The sequence below is a fragment of the Fredinandcohnia onubensis genome (genome assembly GCF_002734285.1).
GTDB classification, from domain to species: domain Bacteria; phylum Bacillota; class Bacilli; order Bacillales; family Bacillaceae_L; genus Ferdinandcohnia; species Ferdinandcohnia onubensis_A.
This window is the reverse complement of record NZ_NSEA01000013.1, coordinates 14,046-37,396: the sequence shown is the minus strand read 5'-3', so window position 1 is coordinate 37,396 and position 23,351 is coordinate 14,046. Positions and strand designations below refer to the sequence as shown.

General features: G+C 39.3%; 17 protein-coding genes. 16 read left to right on the top strand and 1 reads right to left on the bottom strand.

Annotated elements, in window-relative coordinates; translation table 11 throughout:
* Window positions 1-615: 615 nt before the first annotated feature.
* The 10 genes from asnB (at window position 616) to CKJ95_RS13380 (ending at window position 15,772) form a co-directional block, all read left to right on the top strand.
* Window positions 616-2,466 (top strand): asparagine synthase (glutamine-hydrolyzing), encoded by a 1,851-nt coding sequence (gene asnB, locus CKJ95_RS13425; protein ID WP_099353947.1) that lies wholly within the window; start codon window positions 616-618, stop codon window positions 2,464-2,466.
* Between the two features lie 166 nt (window positions 2,467-2,632).
* Window positions 2,633-7,084, top strand: coding sequence for a glutamate synthase large subunit (gene gltB / locus CKJ95_RS13420; protein WP_099353946.1), 4,452 nt, complete (start codon window positions 2,633-2,635; stop codon window positions 7,082-7,084).
* 41 nt (window positions 7,085-7,125) lie between these two features.
* Window positions 7,126-8,595 carry a glutamate synthase subunit beta gene (locus CKJ95_RS13415; RefSeq protein ID WP_099353945.1) on the top strand — a complete coding sequence of 490 codons (1,470 nt, stop codon included), beginning with the start codon at window positions 7,126-7,128 and terminating at the stop codon, window positions 8,593-8,595.
* A gap of 18 nt (window positions 8,596-8,613) precedes the next feature.
* Window positions 8,614-9,852, top strand: a complete 1,239-nt coding sequence (locus CKJ95_RS13410) for an LL-diaminopimelate aminotransferase (RefSeq protein WP_099353944.1) — start codon at window positions 8,614-8,616, stop codon at window positions 9,850-9,852.
* Between the two features lie 19 nt (window positions 9,853-9,871).
* Complete coding sequence (gene dapF / locus CKJ95_RS13405) at window positions 9,872-10,756, top strand: diaminopimelate epimerase (protein WP_099353943.1); 885 nt, start codon at window positions 9,872-9,874, stop codon at window positions 10,754-10,756.
* A 112-nt stretch (window positions 10,757-10,868) separates the two neighbouring features.
* Window positions 10,869-12,206, top strand: coding sequence for a type I glutamate--ammonia ligase (gene glnA / locus CKJ95_RS13400; RefSeq protein ID WP_099353942.1), 1,338 nt, complete (start codon window positions 10,869-10,871; stop codon window positions 12,204-12,206).
* Window positions 12,207-12,400: 194 nt separating this feature from the next.
* Entirely contained in the window at window positions 12,401-13,120 is a 720-nt protein-coding gene (locus CKJ95_RS13395) for a YebC/PmpR family DNA-binding transcriptional regulator (protein ID WP_099353941.1), read from the top strand.
* Window positions 13,121-13,310: 190 nt separating this feature from the next.
* Window positions 13,311-13,697: a DUF2500 domain-containing protein gene (locus CKJ95_RS13390; protein ID WP_099353940.1), complete on the top strand. Its 387-nt coding sequence runs from the start codon at window positions 13,311-13,313 to the stop codon at window positions 13,695-13,697.
* A 50-nt stretch (window positions 13,698-13,747) separates the two neighbouring features.
* Window positions 13,748-15,325, top strand: a complete 1,578-nt coding sequence (locus CKJ95_RS13385; RefSeq protein WP_099353939.1) for a M2 family metallopeptidase — start codon at window positions 13,748-13,750, stop codon at window positions 15,323-15,325.
* Window positions 15,326-15,541: 216 nt separating this feature from the next.
* Window positions 15,542-15,772 carry an excisionase family DNA-binding protein gene (locus CKJ95_RS13380; protein WP_099353938.1) on the top strand — a complete coding sequence of 77 codons (231 nt, stop codon included), beginning with the start codon at window positions 15,542-15,544 and terminating at the stop codon, window positions 15,770-15,772.
* A 50-nt stretch (window positions 15,773-15,822) separates the two neighbouring features.
* Here the strand turns inward: CKJ95_RS13380 and CKJ95_RS13375 are convergent, their stop codons facing one another.
* On the bottom strand, window positions 15,823-16,779 hold the full coding sequence (locus CKJ95_RS13375; protein WP_099353937.1) for a D-2-hydroxyacid dehydrogenase: 957 nt from the start codon (window positions 16,777-16,779) through the stop codon (window positions 15,823-15,825).
* Between the two features lie 145 nt (window positions 16,780-16,924).
* Here CKJ95_RS13375 and CKJ95_RS13370 point away from each other — a divergent pair, with 145 nt between their 5' ends.
* From CKJ95_RS13370 to CKJ95_RS13345, 6 genes are all read left to right on the top strand, one after another.
* Window positions 16,925-17,560, top strand: a complete 636-nt coding sequence (locus CKJ95_RS13370; protein ID WP_099353936.1) for a YesL family protein — start codon at window positions 16,925-16,927, stop codon at window positions 17,558-17,560.
* Window positions 17,561-17,567: 7 nt separating this feature from the next.
* Entirely contained in the window at window positions 17,568-19,283 is a 1,716-nt protein-coding gene (locus CKJ95_RS13365; RefSeq protein WP_099353935.1) for a sensor histidine kinase, read from the top strand.
* 51 nt (window positions 19,284-19,334) lie between these two features.
* Window positions 19,335-20,084: a response regulator transcription factor gene (locus CKJ95_RS13360; RefSeq protein WP_180271510.1), complete on the top strand. Its 750-nt coding sequence runs from the start codon at window positions 19,335-19,337 to the stop codon at window positions 20,082-20,084.
* Window positions 20,085-20,214: 130 nt separating this feature from the next.
* The gene (locus CKJ95_RS13355) at window positions 20,215-21,486 is read left to right on the top strand and encodes an ABC transporter substrate-binding protein (RefSeq protein WP_099353933.1); all 1,272 of its coding nucleotides are present in this window, start codon (window positions 20,215-20,217) and stop codon (window positions 21,484-21,486) included.
* 81 nt (window positions 21,487-21,567) lie between these two features.
* Entirely contained in the window at window positions 21,568-22,497 is a 930-nt protein-coding gene (locus CKJ95_RS13350; protein ID WP_257215795.1) for a carbohydrate ABC transporter permease, read from the top strand.
* Window positions 22,497-23,327, top strand: a complete 831-nt coding sequence (locus CKJ95_RS13345; RefSeq protein WP_099353932.1) for a carbohydrate ABC transporter permease — start codon at window positions 22,497-22,499, stop codon at window positions 23,325-23,327. The genes CKJ95_RS13350 and CKJ95_RS13345 overlap by 1 nt, the downstream gene beginning before the upstream one ends.
* Window positions 23,328-23,351: the final 24 nt, after the last annotated feature.

Sequence of the window (23,351 nt, the reverse complement as noted above, 5' to 3'; positions counted from 1 at the left end):
TTGATCATAAAGCTAGTCGCAATCCCAGCCTTATTCTGACTCAGAGACCCATGTTTTCATGCTTTCAGTCAGAATCCCGAACCTATTCTGACTGCGAGCACCGTTTGATCATAAAGCTAGTCGCAATCCCAGCCTTATTCTGACTCAGAGATCTATGTTTTCAAGCTTGCAGTCAGAATTTCGAACCTATTTTGACTGCGGGCACCGTTTGATCACAAAGCTAGTCGCAATCCCAGCCTTATTCTGACTCAGAGACCCATGTTTTGAAGCTTGCAGTCAGAATCCCCCACCTATTCTGACTGCGGGCACCGTTTGATCATAAAGCTAGTCGCAATCCCAGCCTTATTCTGACTCAGAGACCCATGTTTTCATGCTTTCAGTCAGAATCCCGATCCTATTCTGACTGCGAGCACCATTTAATCGTGCTATTTGTCCCTTTAACAGAGCAATTATTCAAAAAGGAAAAATTATGTAAAAAAGTGCAAACTTTACACAGAATAGTCTAAATATTTTCAGGAAAGAGGATGATACGATTAAAATGACAGATCAATATACATGTTTGGCTTTTACTGAATAGAAGGAAGCCAGAAAATTTCTTAAGAAAGAGTGATCTCAATGTGTGGAATTACAGGATGGATTGATTGGCAACAGGATTTGAAACACCAAGAACAAATCGTCGGTAAGATGGCGCAGACATTAGCAAAGCGTGGTCCAGATGCTTCTAATGTTTTAAGTGATCATCATGCTGCACTGGGTCATACAAGATTAATTGTTGTGGATCCTTCCGGAGGAACACAGCCAATGACAAGGAGATCAAAAAGCGGGCATGCTTTTTCAATGGTTTATAATGGAGAACTTTATAATACAGAGGATTTACGTAAGGAATTGCTAAGACGTGGGTATACATTTCAATCCCACTCCGATACGGAAGTACTTCTTACTTCTTATATTGAGTGGCGAGAAGAATGTGTTGAGCGGTTAAATGGTATTTTTGCTTTTGCAATTTGGGACCATCAGGAAGAAAAACTTTTTATTGCAAGAGATCGACTTGGGGTCAAACCGTTATTTTTCAAACATACAGATAGCACCCTTTTGTTTGGGTCAGAACTTAAAGCTATTTTGGCACATCCAAATGTGAAGGCGGAAGTAGATCGCGAAGGTCTTCAAGAAGTCTTTGGATTAGGACCATCCCGTACACCAGGGCATGGTATTTATAGAGGGATACAAGAATTAAGGCCGGCACATATCCTTATGTTTGATCGGAATGGACTAAAAATGAAACGTTATTGGAACGTCGAAAGCCGCAAACATTCTGATTCATTAGATGATACGGTGGAAGAAGTGCGATTTCTTGTGAAAGATGCCGTTGAAAGACAACTAGTTGCAGATGTTCCTGTTTGTACATTTTTATCAGGTGGGTTAGATTCTAGTGCAATAAGTGCGATTGCCTCGAACTACTTTAACCAGCAGGGAAGAGGAAAGCTTCATACGTATTCGATTGATTATGAGCGGAATAGCGAGTTTTTCAAATCAAGCTTATTTCAAGTGGATGAAGACAAACCATGGATTGATAAGATGACGCAATATTTAGGTGTCGATCATCATTCGAAAATTATTACTCAGGAACAACTTGCTCAGTCGTTAGAAGACGCAGTAAAAGGAAGAGACTTGCCGGGAATGGCGGATATTGACTCTTCTCTCCTTTGGTTTTCGGAGGAGATTAAACAAGACTTTACGGTTGCCTTATCTGGAGAATGTGCGGATGAAATTTTCGGTGGTTACCCTTGGTTTTATAAGAAAGAGTTACTGCAAGATAACCATTTTCCATGGATGAAGTCTGAAGAAGAAAGACATAAGCTTCTATTACCTCATTGGCAAAACAAACTTAATCTAAAAGACTATGTACAAGAACGATACCATGAAACATTACGGGAAGTTCCACGATTAGATGGAGAAAGTCCAGAAGAGGGACGACGCAGGGAAATATTTTATTTGAATATGATTTGGTTTATGTCTACTCTGCTAGAACGAAAGGATCGCATGAGCATGGCGGCTAGTCTAGAAGTACGCGTTCCATTTGCGGACCACCGACTCATTGAATATGTGTGGAATATCCCATGGGAGATGAAGATGTTAGAAGGAAGGGAAAAAGGAATCTTAAGGAAAGCATTAGAGGGAACATTACCTAATTCCATTTTGTATAGAAAGAAAAATCCTTATCCGAAAACTCATAATCCAGAGTATTTGAATCTCGTAAAAAATATGCTTACTAGCGTAATCGAAAAGAAGAACTCTCCTATTCTAGAATTAGTTTCGAAACAAAAGGTAAGAGATATCATTGATTCAGATGGTGCATCATTCAAAGTTCCTTGGTTTGGGCAACTAATGACAGGACCTCAGCTCATCGCACATTTAGTGCAAATTAATGTGTGGCTTGATTCTTATAATGTGAACATTGTTGATTAAACTTGAGCTCCGAAAGGCTAACAGGTAGAAAAGTTTCCTATCGTGAAGGTAAAACAAGTTGTGTCATTCAGTGTAAATTTTATAGCGAATAGTTTAAATATCTTTGAAAATAACGGTGCTACTATTAACTTAACAACGAAACAGATAAGGAACAGGGGTGATACAAATGCATCGATTAAAAAGACATGGTTTATATGATCCTCAGTTTGAACATGACGCTTGTGGTATCGCCTTGCTTGCAAATATTAAAGGTAGTAAAACACACACCTTAGTAAGTCAGGCACTAACAGCTCTTGAACGATTAAATCATCGTGGGGGTCAGACTGGTAGTGAAAAATTAGGAGACGGCTCTGGAATCCTAACTGAGCTCCCACACGATTTATTTGTAAATGAATGGAAGTTAAAAGCAAAACAACTTCCATTCATGGGTGCATACGGAGTTGGGATGCTATTTTTACCTCAAGAGTTAGACAAAGTGACGGATTATAAATTGAGAATAGAAGAAATCGTGCAGAATGAGGGTCTAGAGATTTTTGGATGGAGAAATGTACCAACGAATGATGAAGAGTTGGGAAGCACGGCTAAACAGTCACAACCATCTGTCCATCAATTATTCGTTACTTCCGCCAATAAGGAACTAGACAGTGATCAATTTGAGCGATTGTTATATATGGCACGTCGAAAAGTAGAGAAAGAATTCAATGATACAGAAGTAAATCAGGAAGATTGCTATATTGTTAGTTTTTCATCAAGAACCATCGTATATAAAGGTCTTCTCATACCGAGCCAGTTAAGAAGCTATTATAAAGATTTAAAGCGAGATGATTACCAATCTGCGATGGCCATGGTGCATAACCGATTTAGTACTAACACCTTTCCTAGCTGGAGAAGAGCGCAGCCAAACCGAACATTAATGCATAATGGGGAGATTAATACGATAACAGGGAATGTAAACTGGATGCTTGCACGGGAACCAGTTCTTCGTTCCGATCTACTAGAAGATAGTGAAGCTCTCCACCCAGTGATTGACCTTGATGGCAGTGACACTGCAATGTTTGATAACGCGCTAGAATATCTAGTGATGTCCGGATGGCCACTCGCTAAAGCAATGATGTTGATGATCCCACAACCTTGGCAGAATAACAAACTTCTATCTGACAAGAAAAGGGCATTCTATCAGTTTCATAGTTGCCTCATGGAGGCCTGGGATGGTCCAGCAGCAATGGGTTTTACAAATGGAAAACAGATTGGAGCTTGCCTAGATAGAAATGGGTTAAGGCCAGCACGTTTTATCCTTACAGATGATGATTTCCTATGTTTATCTTCGGAAGTGGGAGTAGTAGACATTCCAGAAGAAAAAATTATTTTAAAGGATCGCCTAAAGCCAGGACAAATGCTTTTAGTAGATTTTGAGAAGAAGAAGCTTCTACTGGATGAAGAGGTAAAACAACAATTTATAAACGAAAATCCATATGAAGATTGGGTAGCTGAGACCATTACTCCAATTGAAAATCTACCTACAACAAAGAAGAAAGAGGCAACAGAAAGCAGAGAGGAACTATTACGTATTCAAAAAGCGTTCGGCTACACCTATGAAGAGTGGGATAAAATCATTAAGCCAATGGCGCAAGAAGGAAATGAACCGATTGGTTCTATGGGATACGATGCTCCGCTAGCCATTCTATCATCAAAACCTCAATTACTATTTAATTATTTCAAACAGCGATTTGCCCAGGTAACCAATCCTCCAATTGATGCGATCCGCGAAGCATATGTCACATCAATGGAAGTTTTACTAGGAGCAGAGGGGAATTTATTGCAACCGAAGACTGAAGATTACAAAAAAATACGGTTAAGCTCCCCAATCCTGTCTGAAGTAGAAATGAGAACAATCCAAAGTTTGGATAGCGAAGACTGGAAAGTATCGACTATGTCGATTCTCTTACCTGTACAAGGAATGGCAATTCAGGACCGTCTTCAAGAAATTCTCTCAACTGCTGAAAAAGCAGTAAGGAATGGAAGCAATCTAGTCGTGTTAAGCGATCAGGGAATCGATCAAAATCAATGTGCAGTTCCTTCCCTACTAGCTGTATCTGCTCTCCACCACCATTTGATACGACAAGGACTTAGAAGCAAGGTCAGCATCATTATAGCATCGGGAGAGCCTAGGGAAGTTCACCATTTTGCAGTGCTTCTCGGATATGGCGCAAATGCCATCTTTCCATATCTAGTATACAAATCGCTTTCGCAACTACCAGGCGAAAAATTATTCGCAAATTTTAAAAAGGCAGTTACAAAAGGAATCTTGAAGATCATGTCAAAAATGGGGATTTCGACAGTTCAGAGTTATATCGGTGCTCAAATTTTTGAGGCTGTTGGGATTAGTGAAGAGGTAATCAAACAGTATTTTCCGCGCACATCGTCTCGAATCGGCGGTCTTCAACTCGAAGATATTGCAAAAGAAACCATTAGTCGTCACAAAAAAGCGTGGCTTAATGAAGATTCTACTTTAGATGAAGGTGATGACCTGCAATGGCGTGTAAACGGAGAGTCACATTTGTACCGACCAGAGACCATCCACACCTTACAACATGCCTGTCGTACCGGTAACTATGAGGTTTATAAAAAATACAGTCACATGATGGGTGAAGATACCGAAAAGAGCATTACGCTCAGAGGTATGTTCCGGTTAAAGAGTAACAGGAAGCCTATTTCAATTGACGAAGTTGAACCAATTGAGTCTATCTTAAAACGCTTCAAAACAGGAGCAATGTCATACGGATCCATTAGTAAAGAGGCTCATGAAGCAATTGCTGTAGCCATGAATCGAATTGGAGGAAAAAGCAATTCTGGTGAAGGTGGAGAGGATCCACAACGTTTTATACCGCTCGCTAATGGGGATTCAAAATTAAGCAGAATGAAGCAAGTGGCATCGGGACGATTTGGAGTGACAAGTCATTACCTTGTAAATAGTGATGAAATCCAAATAAAAATGGCCCAAGGAGCAAAGCCGGGTGAAGGAGGTCAACTTGCTGGCCATAAGGTCACCATCTCAGTAGCAAAAACAAGGGGATCGACACCTGGTATCGAGTTAATTTCACCTCCTCCACACCATGATATCTATTCGATTGAGGACTTAGAACAGCTTATATATGATCTAAAGAATGCGAATCCAAGTGCAGATATTAATGTAAAGCTTGTTTCAGGTACAGGTGTAGGAACAATTGCTGCGGGCGTTGCCAAAGCAAAAGCCGATGTTATTTTAGTGAGTGGCTATGATGGTGGAACAGGTGCGGCAGCAAAGACGAGTATTAAGCATGCTGGTCTGCCGTGGGAGCTAGGATTAGCAGAAGCCCATCAAACCCTCATGCTAAACGGCCTTAGAAATAGTGTAAGGCTTGAAGCTGATGGAAAGTTGATGAATGGCCGAGATGTTGTCATTGCAGCATTGTTAGGTGCAGAAGAATATGGTTTTGCAACTCTTCCACTTGTTTCACTCGGTTGTATCATGATGAGAGTTTGCCACATGGACACTTGTCCAGTTGGAATTGCGACTCAAAACCCAGAACTTCGAAAGAAAATGATGGGAACAGCGGAACATATTGTTCATCTAATGACCTTTATTGCGCAAGAAGTTCGAGAATATATGGCTCAATTTGGTTTCAGAACGATGGATGAGATGATTGGATGCACAGACGTAATCCAGATAGATAATCCTAAAGCGTGGAAACTGCAAAATCTTGATTTGTCTCCACTTTTAGTCAGACATGAAGGTGAGAGAGTTTCATCTAAAAAGCAAGACCATCAACTGGAACAAACACTCGATTATCGAGAACTACTTCCAATCAGCAGCCAAGCGTGGGTTAACCACCAGACTGCAAGGGATGTTTTCCAAATTTCAAACACAGATCGATCTGTGGGAACATTGACCGGAAGTGAGATATCAAAGCAATTTGGAGCAGTTGGCTTACCTGAGGATACGCTTCACTATCTATTCAAAGGATCAGCTGGTCAAAGCTTTGGGGCATTTATCCCAAGTGGACTCACCTTAGAAGTAGAAGGTGATAGTAATGACTATGTTGGAAAAGGTCTATCCGGGGGTAAGATTATTGTCCGCCCATCTAGTTTATCTCCACTCGTTGCCGAAGAGAATGTGATTATAGGAAATGCGGCGTTTTATGGAGCCACAAGCGGGAAGGCATTTATTCGCGGAAAAGCAGGGGAAAGATTCTGTGTTCGAAATAGTGGTGCAACTGTTGTTGTAGAAGGAGTCGGCGAACATGGCTGTGAATACATGACAGGAGGCAGGGCATTAATCCTAGGGGAAGTTGGAAAAAATTTCGCTGCAGGTATGTCCGGAGGCATCGCTTATATATATGAACCGGCTAATCAACATTTCCAACAAGAATATAATTCAGAACTAGTTCTACTAGAATCCATAGAAGATCTTGAGGAAAAGAATATGGTTTACAGCCTCTTGAAAGAACATTATGAATACACAAATAGTCCTTTGGCTTATCGCTTAATTCAACAATGGAAAAAAGAAGCGGCACAGTTTATTAAAGTAATCCCTCGGAATTATAAATTAATTCTTGAAACGCAAGATCTAGTTGTTTAACTACTACTTAACGCTAGTTTCCTAAGAAAAGAGGTGTCAATTTGGGAAAACATACAGGATTTTTAGAATATAAGCGGCAGCCCGCAAATTATCGTGAACCACTGCAACGATTGAAGGATTGGAAGGAAATCTCTGTTCTGCCTCCTTCAAGAGATCTAGTTAACCAAGCGGCACGATGTATGGATTGTGGGGTCCCCTTCTGTCAGAACGGAAGTGTTCTTGGGGGGATGACTACCGGATGCCCTTTATATAATCTAATTCCAGAATGGAATGAACTGGTTTATCGGGGAAATTGGAAAGAGGCTTATGAGAGATTGAGTAAGACAAATCCGTTTCCGGAGTTTACTGGAAGAGCATGCCCGGCTCCTTGTGAGGCAGGGTGTGTAGCCTCACTCTATGAAAGTTCGGTCACGATAAAAAATATCGAATGGGCGATTATCGATAAAGCCTTTGAGGAAGGTTGGGTAACTCCACAGATTCCTAAGAATAGGACAGGAAAGAAAGTTGCGATTATCGGTTCAGGACCTGCAGGATTAGCAAGTGCATCGGAACTGAATCAACAAGGGCATTCCGTAACAGTGTTTGAAAGGTCCGACCGAGTTGGAGGATTGCTAACGTATGGAATTCCTAAAATGAAAATTGAACAACATGTCGTGGATCGTCGGATTAATCTTTTAAGAGAATCAGGAGTCACGTTTGTGACAAATACAGAGATTGGTAAAGATTATCCTTTGGAAAAACTAGATTCAGAGTTTGATAGTGTGATTATCTGTACCGGGGCAACAAAACCACGGAATGTGGTGGCGGAAGGAAGAAATCTAAAAGGTATCCATTTTGCAATGGATTACTTGCATAGCAATACAAAAAGCATGCTGGATTCTAACTTCGCGGATGGGAACTTTATCTCTGCAGAAGGGAAAGACGTCATTGTGATTGGTGGGGGAGACACAGCAACAGACTGTGTGTCAACGGCCCTCCGACATCATTGTAAAAGTTTAGTGCAGTTTGACATTTATCCTGAGCGGTCAACCAGTCGTACTGAGGAGAATCCTTGGCCGCAATATCCAATCATTCACAAGCTTGATCATGGACATGAGGAGGCATTAGCAAGGTTCGGAAGTGACCCCCGTGCATATGCGACATCAGCTATTGAATTTATAGGAGATGAGAATGGGCACTTAATAGGTGTTAAGAGTATTGAAGTTAGGACGATTGTGAATGAGAACGGGGAGAAAATCAGAGAGAGAATCCCAGGTTCAGAAAGAGTATGGCCTGCCCAGCTTGTTTTATTAGCCGTCGGATTTGAAGGGATGGATCAAGATCTTTTAGAAAAATTCAACCAAGAAAAAACCACAACGAGAGCCGACAAATCAGAAGATCCTTACCAGACAATTAAGGAGGGAACCTTCATAGCTGGTGATGCCCGCCGCGGTTCAAGTTTAATAGTATGGGCTATTCAAGAAGGAAAAGAAGCTGCGGAAGCTTGTCACAACTACCTGATGAGTACCTAAAGATATGGAGGAGTACCAATGACTTTAACAGACTATACCCAACAACTCTTTGCTGATCGAATCGGTGGATCGTCGTTCGGACTCAAAGATGAGATCTTTAAATTTGAAAAAATAAAAAGGGCTAAAAAAGCTGCCTTAAAAGAGAATCCTCATATTGAATTGATTGATTTAGGGGTTGGTGAACCAGATGCAATGGCTGATGAAGCTGTTGTAGAAAAGCTCTCATTGGAGGCCGCAAAACCAGAAAATCGATTCTACTCTGATAACGGAATTTCTGAATTTAAGGAAGCGGCTGCTCGCTACATGGAAGAGGTATTTGGAGTAAGCGACCTTGATCCAGAAACAGAAATCAATCACGTAATTGGCTCAAAATCGGCACTAGCGATGATACCAGCAGCATTTATTAACCCAGGTGACATCACATTAATGCCAACACCAAGCTACCCTGTACTAGCTACTTATACGAAATATTATGGGGGGGAAATCGTACAGCTTCCCCTATTAGAAAAGAATGGATTCTTACCGGATCTTAGTCAAATTGATCGCGATACATTGAAAAAGGCCAAATTGCTTTACTTAAATTACCCGAATAACCCTACTGGTGCTGCGGCAACTAGAGAATTTTTTGAGGAAGTAGTTGCATTTGCAAATCAGAATAACTTAATCGTTGTCCATGACGCAGCCTATGCAGCACTGGTATTTGACGGTGAGAAACCACTAAGTTTTCTATCAATCCCTGGAGCAAAAGAAGTGGGTGTAGAGCTTCATTCTTTATCCAAATCCTTCAATATGACCGGATGGAGAATTGGTTTTATCGCCGGACATCCGAACCTAGTTAAGGCATTTGCGACGATTAAGGACAATAGTGACTCAGGTCAATTTATACCCATCCAAAAAGCAGCAGCATATGCCCTAGCACATCCTGAAATCACAGTAAAAACAGCTGAAAAATATTCACGCCGCCATGAATTACTTGTTAACGCACTTCGTGATTGCGGATTTAAGGCGGAAAAACCGAAGGGCTCCTTCTTCCTTTACGTGGAAATACCTGTTGGAGTTGTCGGAGGTCCGACTTTTACAAGTGCAGAAGAGTTTGGACAGTACCTAATTCGTGAGCACCTAATTTCAAGTGTGCCATGGGACGATGTGGGTAACTATATTCGATTTTCAGTGACTTTCCAAGCGGATAGAGAAGAAGAAACACAAGTCATCGATGAGATCAAATCACGGTTATGTAGAGTCCAATTTATATTTTAGAGAAGGAAGGTGAGTGTAAGTGCTTTTTACAAAAATGCATGGTTTGGGTAACAATTATATCATTTTCAATCTCTTAGAATCCTCCTTGAGGGAACAGGACCTTACTAATCTTGCCAAATCGGTATCGGATGTGAATTTTGGAATTGGTTCTGATGGGATGATTCTTATCTGTCCATCAAGTGTAGCGGATTTTAGAATGAGAATATTTAATGAGGATGGATCAGAAGGAAAAAATTGTGGAAATGGACTCCGCTGTGTTGCAAAATATCTGGTCGATCATTTGTATGCTGAATCTAACACATTTTCGATAGAAACCCTTGGTGGAATTGTGTATGTGACGGTTACAACTGGACACAAAAATGTAGTCGAGTCAATCACAGTTGATATGGGAGAGCCTAAATTACTAAAAGGAATGGTTCCTATGGCGGGTGACCCTTATTCAACAACAATCAATGAAACTGTGAGTATTGGTGATAATCAATATCAACTGACTTGTCTTTCAATGGGAAACCCACATGCAATCCTTTTTGTTGATGATGTTCATGAAGTACCACTAGAGAAACTAGGTCCATCCATAGAGCACTCATATCACTTTCCTGAAAGAGTAAATGTGGGAATCGTCCAAATCAGAAATAGTAATGAAATTGACTATAGAGTGTGGGAGAGAGGATCCGGGATTACAATGGCTTGCGGAACAGGGGCATGTGCTGCTGTAGTTGCAGCCACGTTAACTGGGAAAATAGCAAAACACATACCTGTAACAGTTCACCTTCCGGGAGGTGATTTGGAAATCAGGTGGGATGAGAACAACCATATTTGGAAAAAAGGGGCGGCTGAGTACATTTGTCACGGTGAGATCGATGTACAGGCATCCTTGGCAAGGCATATTACAAAAATTAATTAGGATTAGTTAGTTTTCGCCCGTATCTGGACAGTGATATCTGATGCCTTGATGAGTAAAAAGCAACGATGTGAGCGGTAGCGATACTAATTACAAATATAAGGAGGAAAATTTTATGGGAAGAACTTATACGAAGGAAGAAATATTACAAAACGCAAAAGAAGAGAATGTACGCTATATTCGCTTACAGTTCACAGACTTATTCGGCATTATCAAAAATGTAGAAATTCCGGTTAGTCAATTGAAAAAGGCATTGGATAATCAAATGATGTTTGATGGATCTTCAATTGAAGGTTTTGTGAGAATAGAAGAGTCTGATATGTATTTATACCCAGACTTAAATACGTGGCTTATCTTTCCATGGAGTGCAGAAGAAAGCAAAATTGCCCGTCTAATCTGTGATGTATATTTACCTGATGGGAACCCGTTCCCTGGCGATCCTCGCGGAGTGTTGAAAAGAGTATTGAGTGAAGCGAACTCCTTAGGGTTTACAGCGATGAATGTTGGTCCAGAACCAGAATTCTTCTTATTTAAAACCGATGAAAAAGGCAACCCAACTATGGAATTAAATGATAATGGAGGCTATTTCGATTTAGCTCCGATTGACCTTGGCGAAAACTGCCGACGTGATATAGTTCTCACATTAGAGGATATGGGATTTGAAATAGAGGCATCCCATCACGAAGTAGCTCCTGGACAGCATGAAATTGATTTCAAATATTCTGATGCAGTTGATGCCGCTGACCAAATCCAAACATTTAAGCTTGTTGTAAAAAATATTGCGAGAAAACATGGTCTACATGCAACCTTTATGCCTAAGCCGCTCTTTGGAGTAAATGGTTCAGGGATGCACTGTCACCAATCACTTTTCCGAGGGAACGAAAATGCTTTCTACGATGAAAGTGATGAATTAGGTCTAAGTGAAACAGCGAAACAATATTTAGCTGGAATCCTAAAGCATGCTCATAGTTTTGCTGCAATTACAAATCCAACGGTTAACTCCTACAAGCGTTTGGTACCTGGATATGAAGCGCCAAGCTATATTGCATGGTCAGCGAAAAACCGTAGTCCACTTGTACGTGTTCCAGCAAGTCGAGGCTTAAGCACGCGTATTGAGTTGAGAAATCCAGACCCATCTGCTAACCCATACCTTGCTTTAGCAGCTATGCTTGCTGCAGGGTTGGATGGGATTAAAAATAATCTTCAATTAGCGGATCCTGTGAATCTAAACATCTATCATATGTCAGATGACGAAATGGCGGCGTTAGGAATTCAAAGTCTTCCAGAAAATCTTAAGGAAGCTGTTACAGCATTTTCAAAGAATGAGCTGCTCATCAGTGCACTAGGTGAACACATTAGCACCCATTTTATTGAAGCAAAACGAATCGAATGGGATCAATTCCGTACTCAAGTTGACACATGGGAAAGAGACCAATATATGACTCTTTATTAATCTTTTAGACTTTTTGAATCTAAATTTGTGTAATACGATGATAGTAGCCCCGTACACAAAAAAAGTGACGGGGTTTTTACATATTTTAGAATGAAGAAAAAAATCCCAATATAGCCTGTCAATCACATATTTTGTTAATGAGAAGTTTGATGTATAATATAAAATGATTCAAAAGTTGAAAGCGAGTGTTCTAGATGGGACGTAAATGGAACAATATTAAGGAAAAGAAAGCGTCTAAGGATGCAAACACAAGTAGAATCTATGCAAAATTCGGACGTGAAATTTATGTAGCAGCAAGACAGGGCGAGCCTGATCCTGAGTTAAACCAAAACTTAAAGGTCGTTCTTGAACGTGCAAAAACATATAATGTACCAAGAGCAATCATTGACCGTGCGATTGAAAAAGCAAAAGGCGGCGCAGAAGAAAATTACGATGAGCTTCGCTATGAGGGCTTTGGACCAAACGGATCAATGGTTATTGTTGATGCATTAACGAATAACGTGAACCGTACTGCATCTGAAGTGCGTGCAGCATTTGGTAAAAACGGTGGAAACATGGGTGTCAGCGGTTCAGTAGCCTATATGTTTGATGCAACAGCTGTATTTGGTATCGAAGGAAAAACAGCCGATGAAGTACTAGAATTGTTAATGGAAGCTGATCTAGATGTACGTGATATCTTAGAAGAAGAAGAATCTGTCATCGTCTACGCTGAGCCAGAACAATTCCATGCTGTCCAAGAAGCATTTAAAAGTGCTGGTATTACAGAGTTTACAGTAGCAGAGCTAACTATGCTTGCTCAAAACGATGTAACCCTTCCAGAAGATGCACAAGCAAAATTCGAAAAAATGATCGATGCACTAGAAGACTTAGAAGACGTGCGCCAAGTCTACCACAACGTCGACCTAGGCGAATAAACAACAACCAGACCTTTTGGGACAGGTCAACTGTCCCAAACCAAGGGTCTTTTTTTATGCGGAAAATTTTTGGGTCGAAGGGACAGGTCTCTTGTCCCACTTTATTTACGATAAAAATTTTTCGAACACTGAAACTTTATAATCCTTTTTTGCGTATGGATACTACAGAAGTTTTTTGAGGGGGAAGATGATGTATCCTGGAGATATGATGTTCAATGCCGTCCCAATTTTTATGATGATTGTGTTCGTTGCTGTGATCGTACTCGTTATTTTTAATCTAGGAAAAGGGATTAATCAGTGGAAGAAGAACGAGGATTCTCCTAGACTAAGTGTTTCGGCAATTGTCAAAACAAAGCGCACACATGTTAGCAGACACACCCACCATCAAACAGAGCCACACCACCATAATCATGTAACATCATCTACTAGTTACTATGTTACCTTTGAGTTTGAGAGTGGAGATCGATCTGAGTTTACGGTTTCTGGTGGTGAATATGGTCAGCTTGCTGAAGGGGATATGGGAAAGTTAACATTTCAAGGAACGCGATACTTAGGGTTTGAAAGATTGAGAGCTTAGAGGAATTTGTCGATTTTTCTAGAATTATAGACATGAGGAGGGGTTTTATAATGTCAATTGAGCAATTTTTAGAGGATCAAAATAAAGCAATTCGCGAATTACATATTACTAGTGCAGAAGGTTCATGGATGGCAGCTACTACTGGGGACGAGGAGTGGAATGCAAAATCAGCAGAAGCGGATACTGCATACAGTGTTTATTTTTCAGATAAAGAGCGCTTTGATCAGGTGAAAAAATACCTCGAACAAACAGAGGAACCTGTTCAAAAACGCCAGCTAAAACTACTATATTCACAAATGCTTGAAAACCAACTCCCGGAAGACAAATTAAAGGAAATGGTTCAATTATCAACAGAATTAGTAGGTGTTTTTAATACATTCCGTGCGACTTTAAACGGAAAGCAAGTTTCGGAAAACGATGTGCGCCAAATTTTAATAAAAAGCAATGATCTTAAACTAAGAGAAGAAGCATGGCATGCAAGTAAGCAAATTGCAAAAGAAGTAGAAGAAAAATTATTGATACTTGTGAAAAAGCGCAATGAGGCGGCCCGTTCACTAGGTTTTGAAAACTTTCATCAAATGAGTTTTGAATCACAGGAACTTGACCGTGAAGAGATTTTTTCAATTTTTACAGAGCTTAAGCAACTTTCGGATGAACCATTCCGCGAACTAAAGCAGGAAATGGATGAAGAGCTTGCGGAGCGCTTTGGTATCATGGTTGAGGACCTGCGTCCATGGCATTATGCAGACCCATTCTTCCAAGAGGCACCACCATCCAAGGAATTAGATTTAGATCCGTTTTATGATGGGAAGAATCTTGAAGAATTATCAACTCAGACTTTCGCAAAAATGGGTATGGATATTACGGATATGCTGCAAAAAAGTGATCTGTATCCAAGAGAGAAGAAAAACCAGCACGCATTCTGTACCGATATTGACCGCGAGGGTGATGTTCGTGTCTTAAGTAACAATGTGCCTTCCGATTACTGGTTAACCACGATGCTACATGAATATGGGCATGCGGTTTATTTTAAATATATTGACCGTGATCTGCCATTCCTATTGCGCAGTCCAGCACATACGCTAACAACAGAGGCAATAGCGATGCTATATGGTCGTTTCGGAAAGAATCCAGAATGGCTCCAGCAGTTTTTAAGATTAGACCAAGCGCAAGTTGAAGAGTTGAAGCCACACATTGAAAAATCATTGCGTCGCCAAATGCTGATTGCGGGCCGTTGGATAATGACATTTGTGTTTTTTGAACGTGAGCTTTATGAAAATCCGGATCAGGATTTGAATCGTTTATGGTGGAAGATTGTCAGCGAGGTTCAATTGTTAACGCCGCCAGAAAATCAGGATTATCCACATTGGGCTGCGAAAATTCATTTTACGTTGGTGCCGGTGTATTATCAAAACTATTTACTTGGTGAGTTAACAACTTCCCAGCTTCAGCGCTATATTGAGAAGAATATATCAACTGATCTTTTCTCTGAAAAAGTGGGAGAATTTTTGTTGAACGATTTCTTTAAGCCTGGTGCGTTATACAATTGGAATGAAAAAATTGAAAGAGCCACTGGTGAAAGACTAAATCCACAGCATTTTGTTGATCAGTTTGTCGCGGTAAAATAAAATGAGAGAGCATATCTCTCATTTTTTTCTTCAAAAGGAGGGTAAAAATGTTCTCTTTTTTTGGTGGTGCGAAATGTGCGATTTGTAAAAGAAAAATTAAGCCTTTGCGAAAGTATGTCGATGATAAAGGGAATACAATAAAGGTGTGCATTCCATGCTCGGAATACGCAGAACGTCGGGCTTATAAAATTCGAAGATAAAGAAGGATGAAGTACGTTGTATTTAACAGTTAAAGAAACAGCAGAATATTTATCAATACCAGAAGAGCTTGTGAAAAAGCTTATCCTAGAAAAAAAGGTACGTGCACTTTTCGATGGGGAGCAATACTTATTAAATAAAGAACAATTCAACGCTACCCTCGAACAGCTTGAAAAATACAAAAAACTCTACGTAGAATGGCTAAACGAACCCATCCCAGAAGATATTGATGTGAAGGATGAAGATTAAGGTGGGACAGAGGTCCCACCATTTTTTTACAGGGGCAGTGTGCCTTGTCCTTAATACCCCTTCTTATAGTCCACGACATTCTTCGGTAGAACTCCGCCTTGAGCGTAGCTTTTTAGATTCGGGATAAAGATATCTTCAATGACACGCTTGGTGTAATGTTCAGTTGAACCAGACGTATGCGGTGTCACAATCACATTTTCAAATTCCCACAGCGGGCTAGTTTCTTCAAGTGGTTCTTTCGTGAATACATCCAAACCAGCCCCAGCGATTTCACCTGAACGAAGTGCTTCAATCAAATCATCTTCCACGACAATCTCGCCGCGTCCGATATTAATGAAAAATGCAGAAGACTTCATTTTTTTAAACTCGTCAGCCCCAAATAAATGATGTGTTTCATTCGTCAATGGCAAAGTAACCACGACATAATCACAACGAGCCAGAACATCAGATAACTGGGCGGTTGTATACATCTCATCCACAAATTCCTCATCTCGGTCAGAGTGGCGAACTCCAAGTACCTTCATACCAAAGGCCTTAGCAATCTTTGCCGTTTCCTTCCCAATATGACCGACACCAATAATCCCAATCGTCTTTTCATGAATTTCAAGATTCATATCAGCATGATGCCATTTTTTCACCTGCTGATTACGGACATATGTATGTATTTTTCTCGTTAACCCGAGCATTAAGGCAAAAATAGTTTCTGAAATCGGATAGGCGTGAACTCCATTTGCGCTTGTCAGAACAATATCTTTCTTCTCCATTTCCTCAAGTGGCATACTATTGACTCCAGCACTCCAGCTTTGTAACCAACGAAGGTTTGAATCGGCATAAATAGAATGCTCCGCAATTTCCTTTTTCCAGCCAACAATAACCTCAGCATCTTGTAAATGATCTATCCAAACAGACGAATCTCGCCCCGCAACAATCTCCCAGTCAGGAACAATTTCTTTAATCTGATCTAAATGAAATTCTTCAATGTTTTGCGTAATAACTAGTTTTGCCATGTCAGTCCCACACCCCATGTTTATTTATTTTAATTTAATTTTATAATAGTATAGACGAAAGGGACAAGAGACAGGTACACTTTCCTACCAAATTTTTACTGGGACAAGGGACCTGTCCCTCCGTCCCATAGTGAGGGGTGGCAGCATGAATACTTCAGGGTTGATGGGTGGGTTGTACCAGTTTTGTGTGTGGGTAACCCGGCTCGTTTATATTAATTTATTATGGGTTGTTTTTACGCTACTTGGGTTGGGGGTTCTAGGAATTTTTCCGGCGACAGTAGCATTGTTTTCTGTAATAAGAAGGTGGGTCCTCCAGGAAGATGAAGAAATTAAGGTTTTTCCTACATTTTGGGATGCTTACAAAAGTAGTTTTAAAGATAGTCAGTTCATAGGATACATTCTTACCGCGATTGGTGCACTTCTTTATTTTGATTATCATTTTTTCACCGCGCATGAAGGGCCGATATTTTTCGCTATCAAGATCGTAACATTAGGAGCCATCTTTATTTTTATAATGATTACATTATACATTTTCCCACTCTACGCACATTTTCAGTTAAAGCTGTTTACTTATTTTAAAAATGCCTTTTTTATAGGTTTGTCACAGCTTCTCATCAGTATATTGATGGTGATTAGTACAGTTATCTTGCTTTATGCTTTACTGAGATTTTCGGGTTTCTTGTTTATTTTTGGAATTACATTACCAGCGTTTTGGGTAACTTGGTTGTCGCATCTTGCATTCCGTCGTGTGGAAAAAATAAAGCCATTAAACCAAGAGTAGGGGTTTTATGATAAAAAAGAGTCTGCATAAAAAATTATTGGTAATTATGCTAGTTGCAGTTATTGTTCCATATGTTGTGTCTAATATTATGACCTATCATTCTTCTACCGAAGCGATTGAGGACCAACTTATAGAAAATAACCGTTCATTAATTGAATCGGGAATTCTTAATATTTCTGCCTATTTGGAAAAACTTGATCAGCTTTCACTGACATGGCTATATGACGAAACCCTTTTACAAAGTCTTAACACGACTAATTTCAGTATTCCGCAAAGGAATCAGGTGGAGTACGAAATGAAAAATCTGTTATATATGAATCCGGATGTCATGAGAATTGAATACCATTCTAATACAGCCGGTGAGACCTTTTATACTGAAAGATTACGTTTTTCATCGGAAACGAATTCTACAACTCCGATTGAGGACCGCTTAAAAGACACCTATCGCGTGATGGAAGTTAAAGAATATGAGGGAGTATCGACCCTTATCATTCATCGAAAAATCGTGGAACCTCCAAATCCCGAACCATTAGGTTATTTAACCATTTATATATCAACAAGAGAACTGGACTTACTTTTAAAGCGACTTAGCACAGATGAAGAAGAAATTATGCTTTTTTTAGAAAGTAAATCTGTTTCATCTTATTCGAATACTTTGGAGGATACCAACCAACTTCAATCCATTTATAAAACAGAGGAATTACAGCAATTCCAATCATTTACATTAGGTGATGAAAAAGGAGCTTTATTCAGTGAAACAGGTAATATTGGAGATGTATCGTTGACGCTTCTGAAATTTATCCCAAGTTCAATGATTACGGGGAAAGCAACCGAGTCAATTCGAAATATTACATTCATACAGGTGATTATGTTAGTATTGCTGGCAATCATGCTTTATTTTGTTTCGTTATCCATCATTCAACCAATAAAAAGATTAATTAAAAATATTGCCTCCATTGAACAGGGAGACTTCCATATTGCACAAGTGGTTGAACCTCAGCGCGAGGATGAATTAGGACAGCTTGAAAAAAGATTTGTAGAAATGACAAATCGTCTAAATCAGTTGATTACAAAGGAGCTGCGTCTCCAAATTGAAATGAAGACAGCTCAATTAAAAATGTTGCAGGCTCAGATCAACCCGCATTTTTTATACAACACACTTCAATCAATTGGCACAATTGCATTAAAGCAAAATGCGCCTGACGTTTATGAGAGATTACTATCATTAAGCTCTATTTTCAGGTATAGCATGGATTTAAAAACACGAACTGTTCCACTTAAGAATGAAATCCAGCATACAAAAGAATATCTTTATCTACAGACAGGGAGATTCAAGGAAAGACTACATTATGAAGTGAATTGTACGGAAGAAAGCCTTAAGGTCGATGTTCCTAAAATGATTCTTCAACCAATAGTCGAAAACAGCATCATCCATGGTGTTGAAAAGGGCAACCGTTCAGTACTTGTAAAAATTGAGGGTTATACTTCGGAGGAGAGCTTAATTTTAAGAATCGTGGATAATGGACAAGGTTTTTCACAGGTGAAAATTGAAGGAATTCGCGAACAGTATGCGAATGGACAAATGCAAGCAAATTCGTCAAGTGGAATCGGTTTATTAAATGTCCTTTTTCGCCTCCATTTTGAATATGGAGAATCATTCAAATGGGAGATACAAAGCATTCCTTTAAAAGAAACGACAATTCAATTCGTTATTCCAAAATAGGTTCATCAGAACAAGAACATGGTCCCAGCGTACCATAAAAGGGGAGAGATTATGGTGAAGGTGTTAATAGTTGATGATGAAGAACATGTTCGGGAAGCGATAGAGTACTTGGTAGATTGGGAAAAATTTAAGATTAAGGAACGCTTTTTTGCAGGCAGTGTGGATGAGGCAGAAGAAATCATTAAGGCACATAAACCAGAAATTCTTTTATGTGATATGAAAATGCCCGAAAAAAGTGGTGTTGACCTTATCGAAAGTGTGAAACTAGCTCACCGCGATATGCAAATTATTGTAATCAGTGGTCATGATGATTTTGAGTATATGCGAGCGGTCATACAAGCGAAGGCAGTGGACTACATATTAAAACCAATCCGCAAACAGGAGCTTGAAGCTGCCATAGAATCAGCGGTGAAAAACTGGAAGGAGTTATCACTTTCCAAGGAATGGCTTGAACTAGTAGATCGGGAAAAGCCTGAAACGAAAAAAACAGACGTCATACAGGAGATCAAGACCTACATCGATCATCATTTTAAAGAGAAGATTACGCTTGATATATTAGCGAAAACCTTCTATGTGACACCTCCATATATTTCAGGTCGGTTTAAAGAGATGTTTGGCATGACTGTGATTGATTATGTGACGTCCTTAAAAATTAAAAATGCAAAATACCTTTTACTTGAGACTAATATGCCAGTCATTGAAATTGCCTATGAACTCGGATTCAGTAATGAGAATTATTTTAGTAAGGTGTTTAAAAAATACGAAGGCCTATCCCCGAAAAATTTTAGAGAAAAAAAATGAAAGTGAGTACAATGTGACTCACTTTTTATTGTATAAAATATTACCTGTTCACATGAAAATATGACATGTAAGCGCGTGCAAAATAGGAGTAAGATTGACTTGTAACCTAATCAAAGGAGGAACAATTGCAATGAAAAAGAAAGCGTTAGCACTTATGATGATACTTGTTATGCTTGTAGCCGCAGCTTGCGGAACTGGCAAAGATAATACAGAGAAAGAAAGTACAGGAGGAGAAAAAGAAGGACAAGTAACCCTTAACCTCCTACAATTCAAAACTGAAATCGTTGATCAAGTAAAACAAATGGCTGAGGATTACACAAAAGAAAATCCAAACGTCAAAATCAATGCACAAGTTGTAGATGATTACTCAACATTGCGTAAAGCACGTTTTGCATCTGGACAAGGTCCTGATATCTTCTTCGTTCGTGGATACACTGACATGGAAGACTGGCAAGAATATTTAACAGACCTTTCAAACGAACCTTGGATTGAACAAGTTTCAGAAGCAGCAAAACCAGGTATGACAATCGATGGAAAAATGTATGGCTTCCCAGTTGGTTTAGAGGGATACGGCTTTATCTATAATAAAGATTTATTTGAACAAGCGGGAATTACAGAAGTTCCAACAACACTTACTCAGTTAAAAGAAGTAAACGAAAAATTAAAAGCAGCTGGAATCAAATCCTTCAGCGAAGGCTATAAAGAAGATTGGGTATTAGGATTACACTTATTTAACCTACCATTCTCTTCTGTAGAAGATCCAGGAGCATTTGCTTCACAGTTAAAATCAGGTGAAACAACTTTAAGTGAAAATCCATATATGGACAGCTTCTTTGATGTATTAGATACGACAGTAGATTACGGAGAAGGTGTAAATTCAATCGGTATTGACTACACTCGCCAATTATCAAGCTTCACATCAGGTAAATCTGCAATGATGCAACAAGGTGTTTGGACATATGCTTCAATCATGGAAGCAAACCCTGACTTCGACTTCGGTATGTTTGCCATTCCGATGAGCGAAGACCCAACAGAAACAAGATTACCAGTTGACGTGCCAGCTTACTACGGCATAAATAAGGACAGCAAGCATGTAGACGAAGCAAAGAAATTCTTAACATGGTTACATGAAAATGGAGAAAAATATCTAGTTGATTCATTCAACTTTATCCCAGCATTTGACGATGTTGAAGCACCAGAATCATTAGGGCCATTAGCTGCTGACTTATTGAAGTATTCAAAAGACAATCAAACAATGCCATGGGCAATGAATTATTGGCCATCAGGTCTTGATACAGAATTTGCGGCTGCTCTTCAAGCGTATGTTGCAGATCAAGCAACAAAAGAAGAAACAATTGAAGCATTACAAAAAATTGTTGATGAGCGTATGAAAGCCAAGTAAGTAATCAAATAAATCACCTTCTATTCCCGATACTCAAGATTAGAAGGTGATTTCTTATTAGAATGAGGGGGGGTTGTAACAGTGAGTTATTCATTAACAAATGAAAGAGTAGAAGTTGAAGCTACTGTTAAACCAAAAAAGAACAAGTGGAAAAAGACATTAACCTATATCGCGTTTGTCCTTCCTGCTTTATTGTTTTTTACATTAGTAATTGTGATCCCGTTTTCTCAAGCGTTTGTGTATTCATTCCAGGATTGGAACGGAATCAGCTCTGAAACAAAATGGGTAGGTTTACAAAACTATATAAATCTATTTTCAGATGCAGGATTTATTTCATCGTTAGTTGTAACCATAAAATTCGTACTAGCGATTGTCATTGTTACAAATATTATTGGTTTTTCTTTAGCACTAGTTTTAAATAAAGCGTTAAAATCAAGAAATATCTTGCGTACCTTTTTCTTTTTACCGAATGTAATCGGTTCTCTAATTATCGGATTCATTTGGCAATTTATTTTTACAGAAGTGTTTGCTCAAGTTTTTGAAAAAACAGGGGTTGAAATCTTTGGAATTAACTGGCTTACACTACCAAACTATGCATTTTATGCATTAGTGCTCGTATTCTCTTGGTCCTTCTCAGGATATTTAATGATCATTTATCTAGCAGCTTTACAAGGTGTACCAAAGGAACTTATTGAATCATCTTATATAGATGGAGCAGGTCCATGGGCTAGATTACGCTACGTTGTTGCACCGCTAATCATGCCTGCCATTACAATCTCAACATTCTTATCAGCTTCAGAGGCTTTTAAAATGTTTGATATGAACCTATCGTTAACAAATGGTGGACCTTTTAACACAACTGAAATGCTAGCTCTACAAATCTATCAAGAAGCATTTGTAAATAACCAATATGGATATGGCTCAGCACAGGCTGTTGCATTCTTCGTAATCGTTGCGGGAATAACCCTTGCACAAGTTGCCGTCCTTAAACGAAAAGAGGTTGATTTTTAATGAAGGAGAAATATGGCATAAAGAAATTTGTTGCAGAAATTATCATGATTGCCTTGGCACTTCTTTTTATAAGTCCATTATATCTTGTCATTGTCAACGCGTTTAAGGGTTATGATGAGGTATTAACGTCTACAGCTGCTTTACCTAAAGCATTTAATTTTGATAATTTCGTTACCGTTTGGGAGCAACTCAATTTCCCAGTTGTCTTTATGAACACAGCAATTATCACAGTTGTTAGTGTGGCTGGTATTCTATTAATAAGTTCAATGGCGGCACATCGACTTGTACGTTCACCAGGTAAAGTAAGTAATATTATCTTCTTTCTAATTGTGTCTGCAATGATTATTCCATTCCAGACAATGATGATTCCACTAGTAAAAGTGGCAAGCAATTTTAACATGATTGATAGTATTCCAGGACTTATCATGATGTATTTTGGATTTGGAGTACCACTAGCAGTCTTCTTATACCATGGCTTTATTAAAGGAATCCCAGTGGAACTTGAGGAAGCGGCAGCTATTGATGGAGCTGGACCATTCCGTACATTCTTCCGAATCGTGTTTCCTTTATTAACACCAATTACTGTAACAATCGGTATTCTGCACACATTATGGATTTGGAACGACTTTTTACTTCCATACTTGATGTTAGGATCACCTGATAAACAAACAATTTCACTAGCCTCATATATTTACTTTGGTCAGTATATGACGCAATGGAACTACGCATTAGCAGCATTAACATTAGCAATCATTCCGGTAATTATCTTGTATCTATTCCTGCAACGATTCATTATCGAAGGAATTGCAGCAGGTGCGGTAAAAGGTTAAAGCCAACAGCTCATTTGCCTCTTT

What these genes read in the sequence shown, in the direction of transcription:
- asnB (WP_099353947.1), top strand. Translation starts at nt 616, where the DNA reads ATGTGTGGAATTACAGGATGGATTGATTGGCAACAGGATTTGAAACAC.
- gltB (WP_099353946.1), top strand. Translation starts at nt 2,633, where the DNA reads ATGCATCGATTAAAAAGACATGGTTTATATGATCCTCAGTTTGAACAT.
- CKJ95_RS13410 (WP_099353944.1), top strand. Translation starts at nt 8,614, where the DNA reads ATGACTTTAACAGACTATACCCAACAACTCTTTGCTGATCGAATCGGT.
- glnA (WP_099353942.1), top strand. Translation starts at nt 10,869, where the DNA reads ATGGGAAGAACTTATACGAAGGAAGAAATATTACAAAACGCAAAAGAA.
- CKJ95_RS13395 (WP_099353941.1), top strand. Translation starts at nt 12,401, where the DNA reads ATGGGACGTAAATGGAACAATATTAAGGAAAAGAAAGCGTCTAAGGAT.
- CKJ95_RS13390 (WP_099353940.1), top strand. Translation starts at nt 13,311, where the DNA reads ATGTATCCTGGAGATATGATGTTCAATGCCGTCCCAATTTTTATGATG.
- CKJ95_RS13385 (WP_099353939.1), top strand. Translation starts at nt 13,748, where the DNA reads ATGTCAATTGAGCAATTTTTAGAGGATCAAAATAAAGCAATTCGCGAA.
- CKJ95_RS13375 (WP_099353937.1), bottom strand. Translation starts at nt 16,779, where the DNA reads ATGGCAAAACTAGTTATTACGCAAAACATTGAAGAATTTCATTTAGAT.
- CKJ95_RS13370 (WP_099353936.1), top strand. Translation starts at nt 16,925, where the DNA reads ATGAATACTTCAGGGTTGATGGGTGGGTTGTACCAGTTTTGTGTGTGG.
- CKJ95_RS13365 (WP_099353935.1), top strand. Translation starts at nt 17,568, where the DNA reads ATGATAAAAAAGAGTCTGCATAAAAAATTATTGGTAATTATGCTAGTT.
- CKJ95_RS13360 (WP_180271510.1), top strand. Translation starts at nt 19,335, where the DNA reads ATGGTGAAGGTGTTAATAGTTGATGATGAAGAACATGTTCGGGAAGCG.
- CKJ95_RS13355 (WP_099353933.1), top strand. Translation starts at nt 20,215, where the DNA reads ATGAAAAAGAAAGCGTTAGCACTTATGATGATACTTGTTATGCTTGTA.
- CKJ95_RS13345 (WP_099353932.1), top strand. Translation starts at nt 22,497, where the DNA reads ATGAAGGAGAAATATGGCATAAAGAAATTTGTTGCAGAAATTATCATG.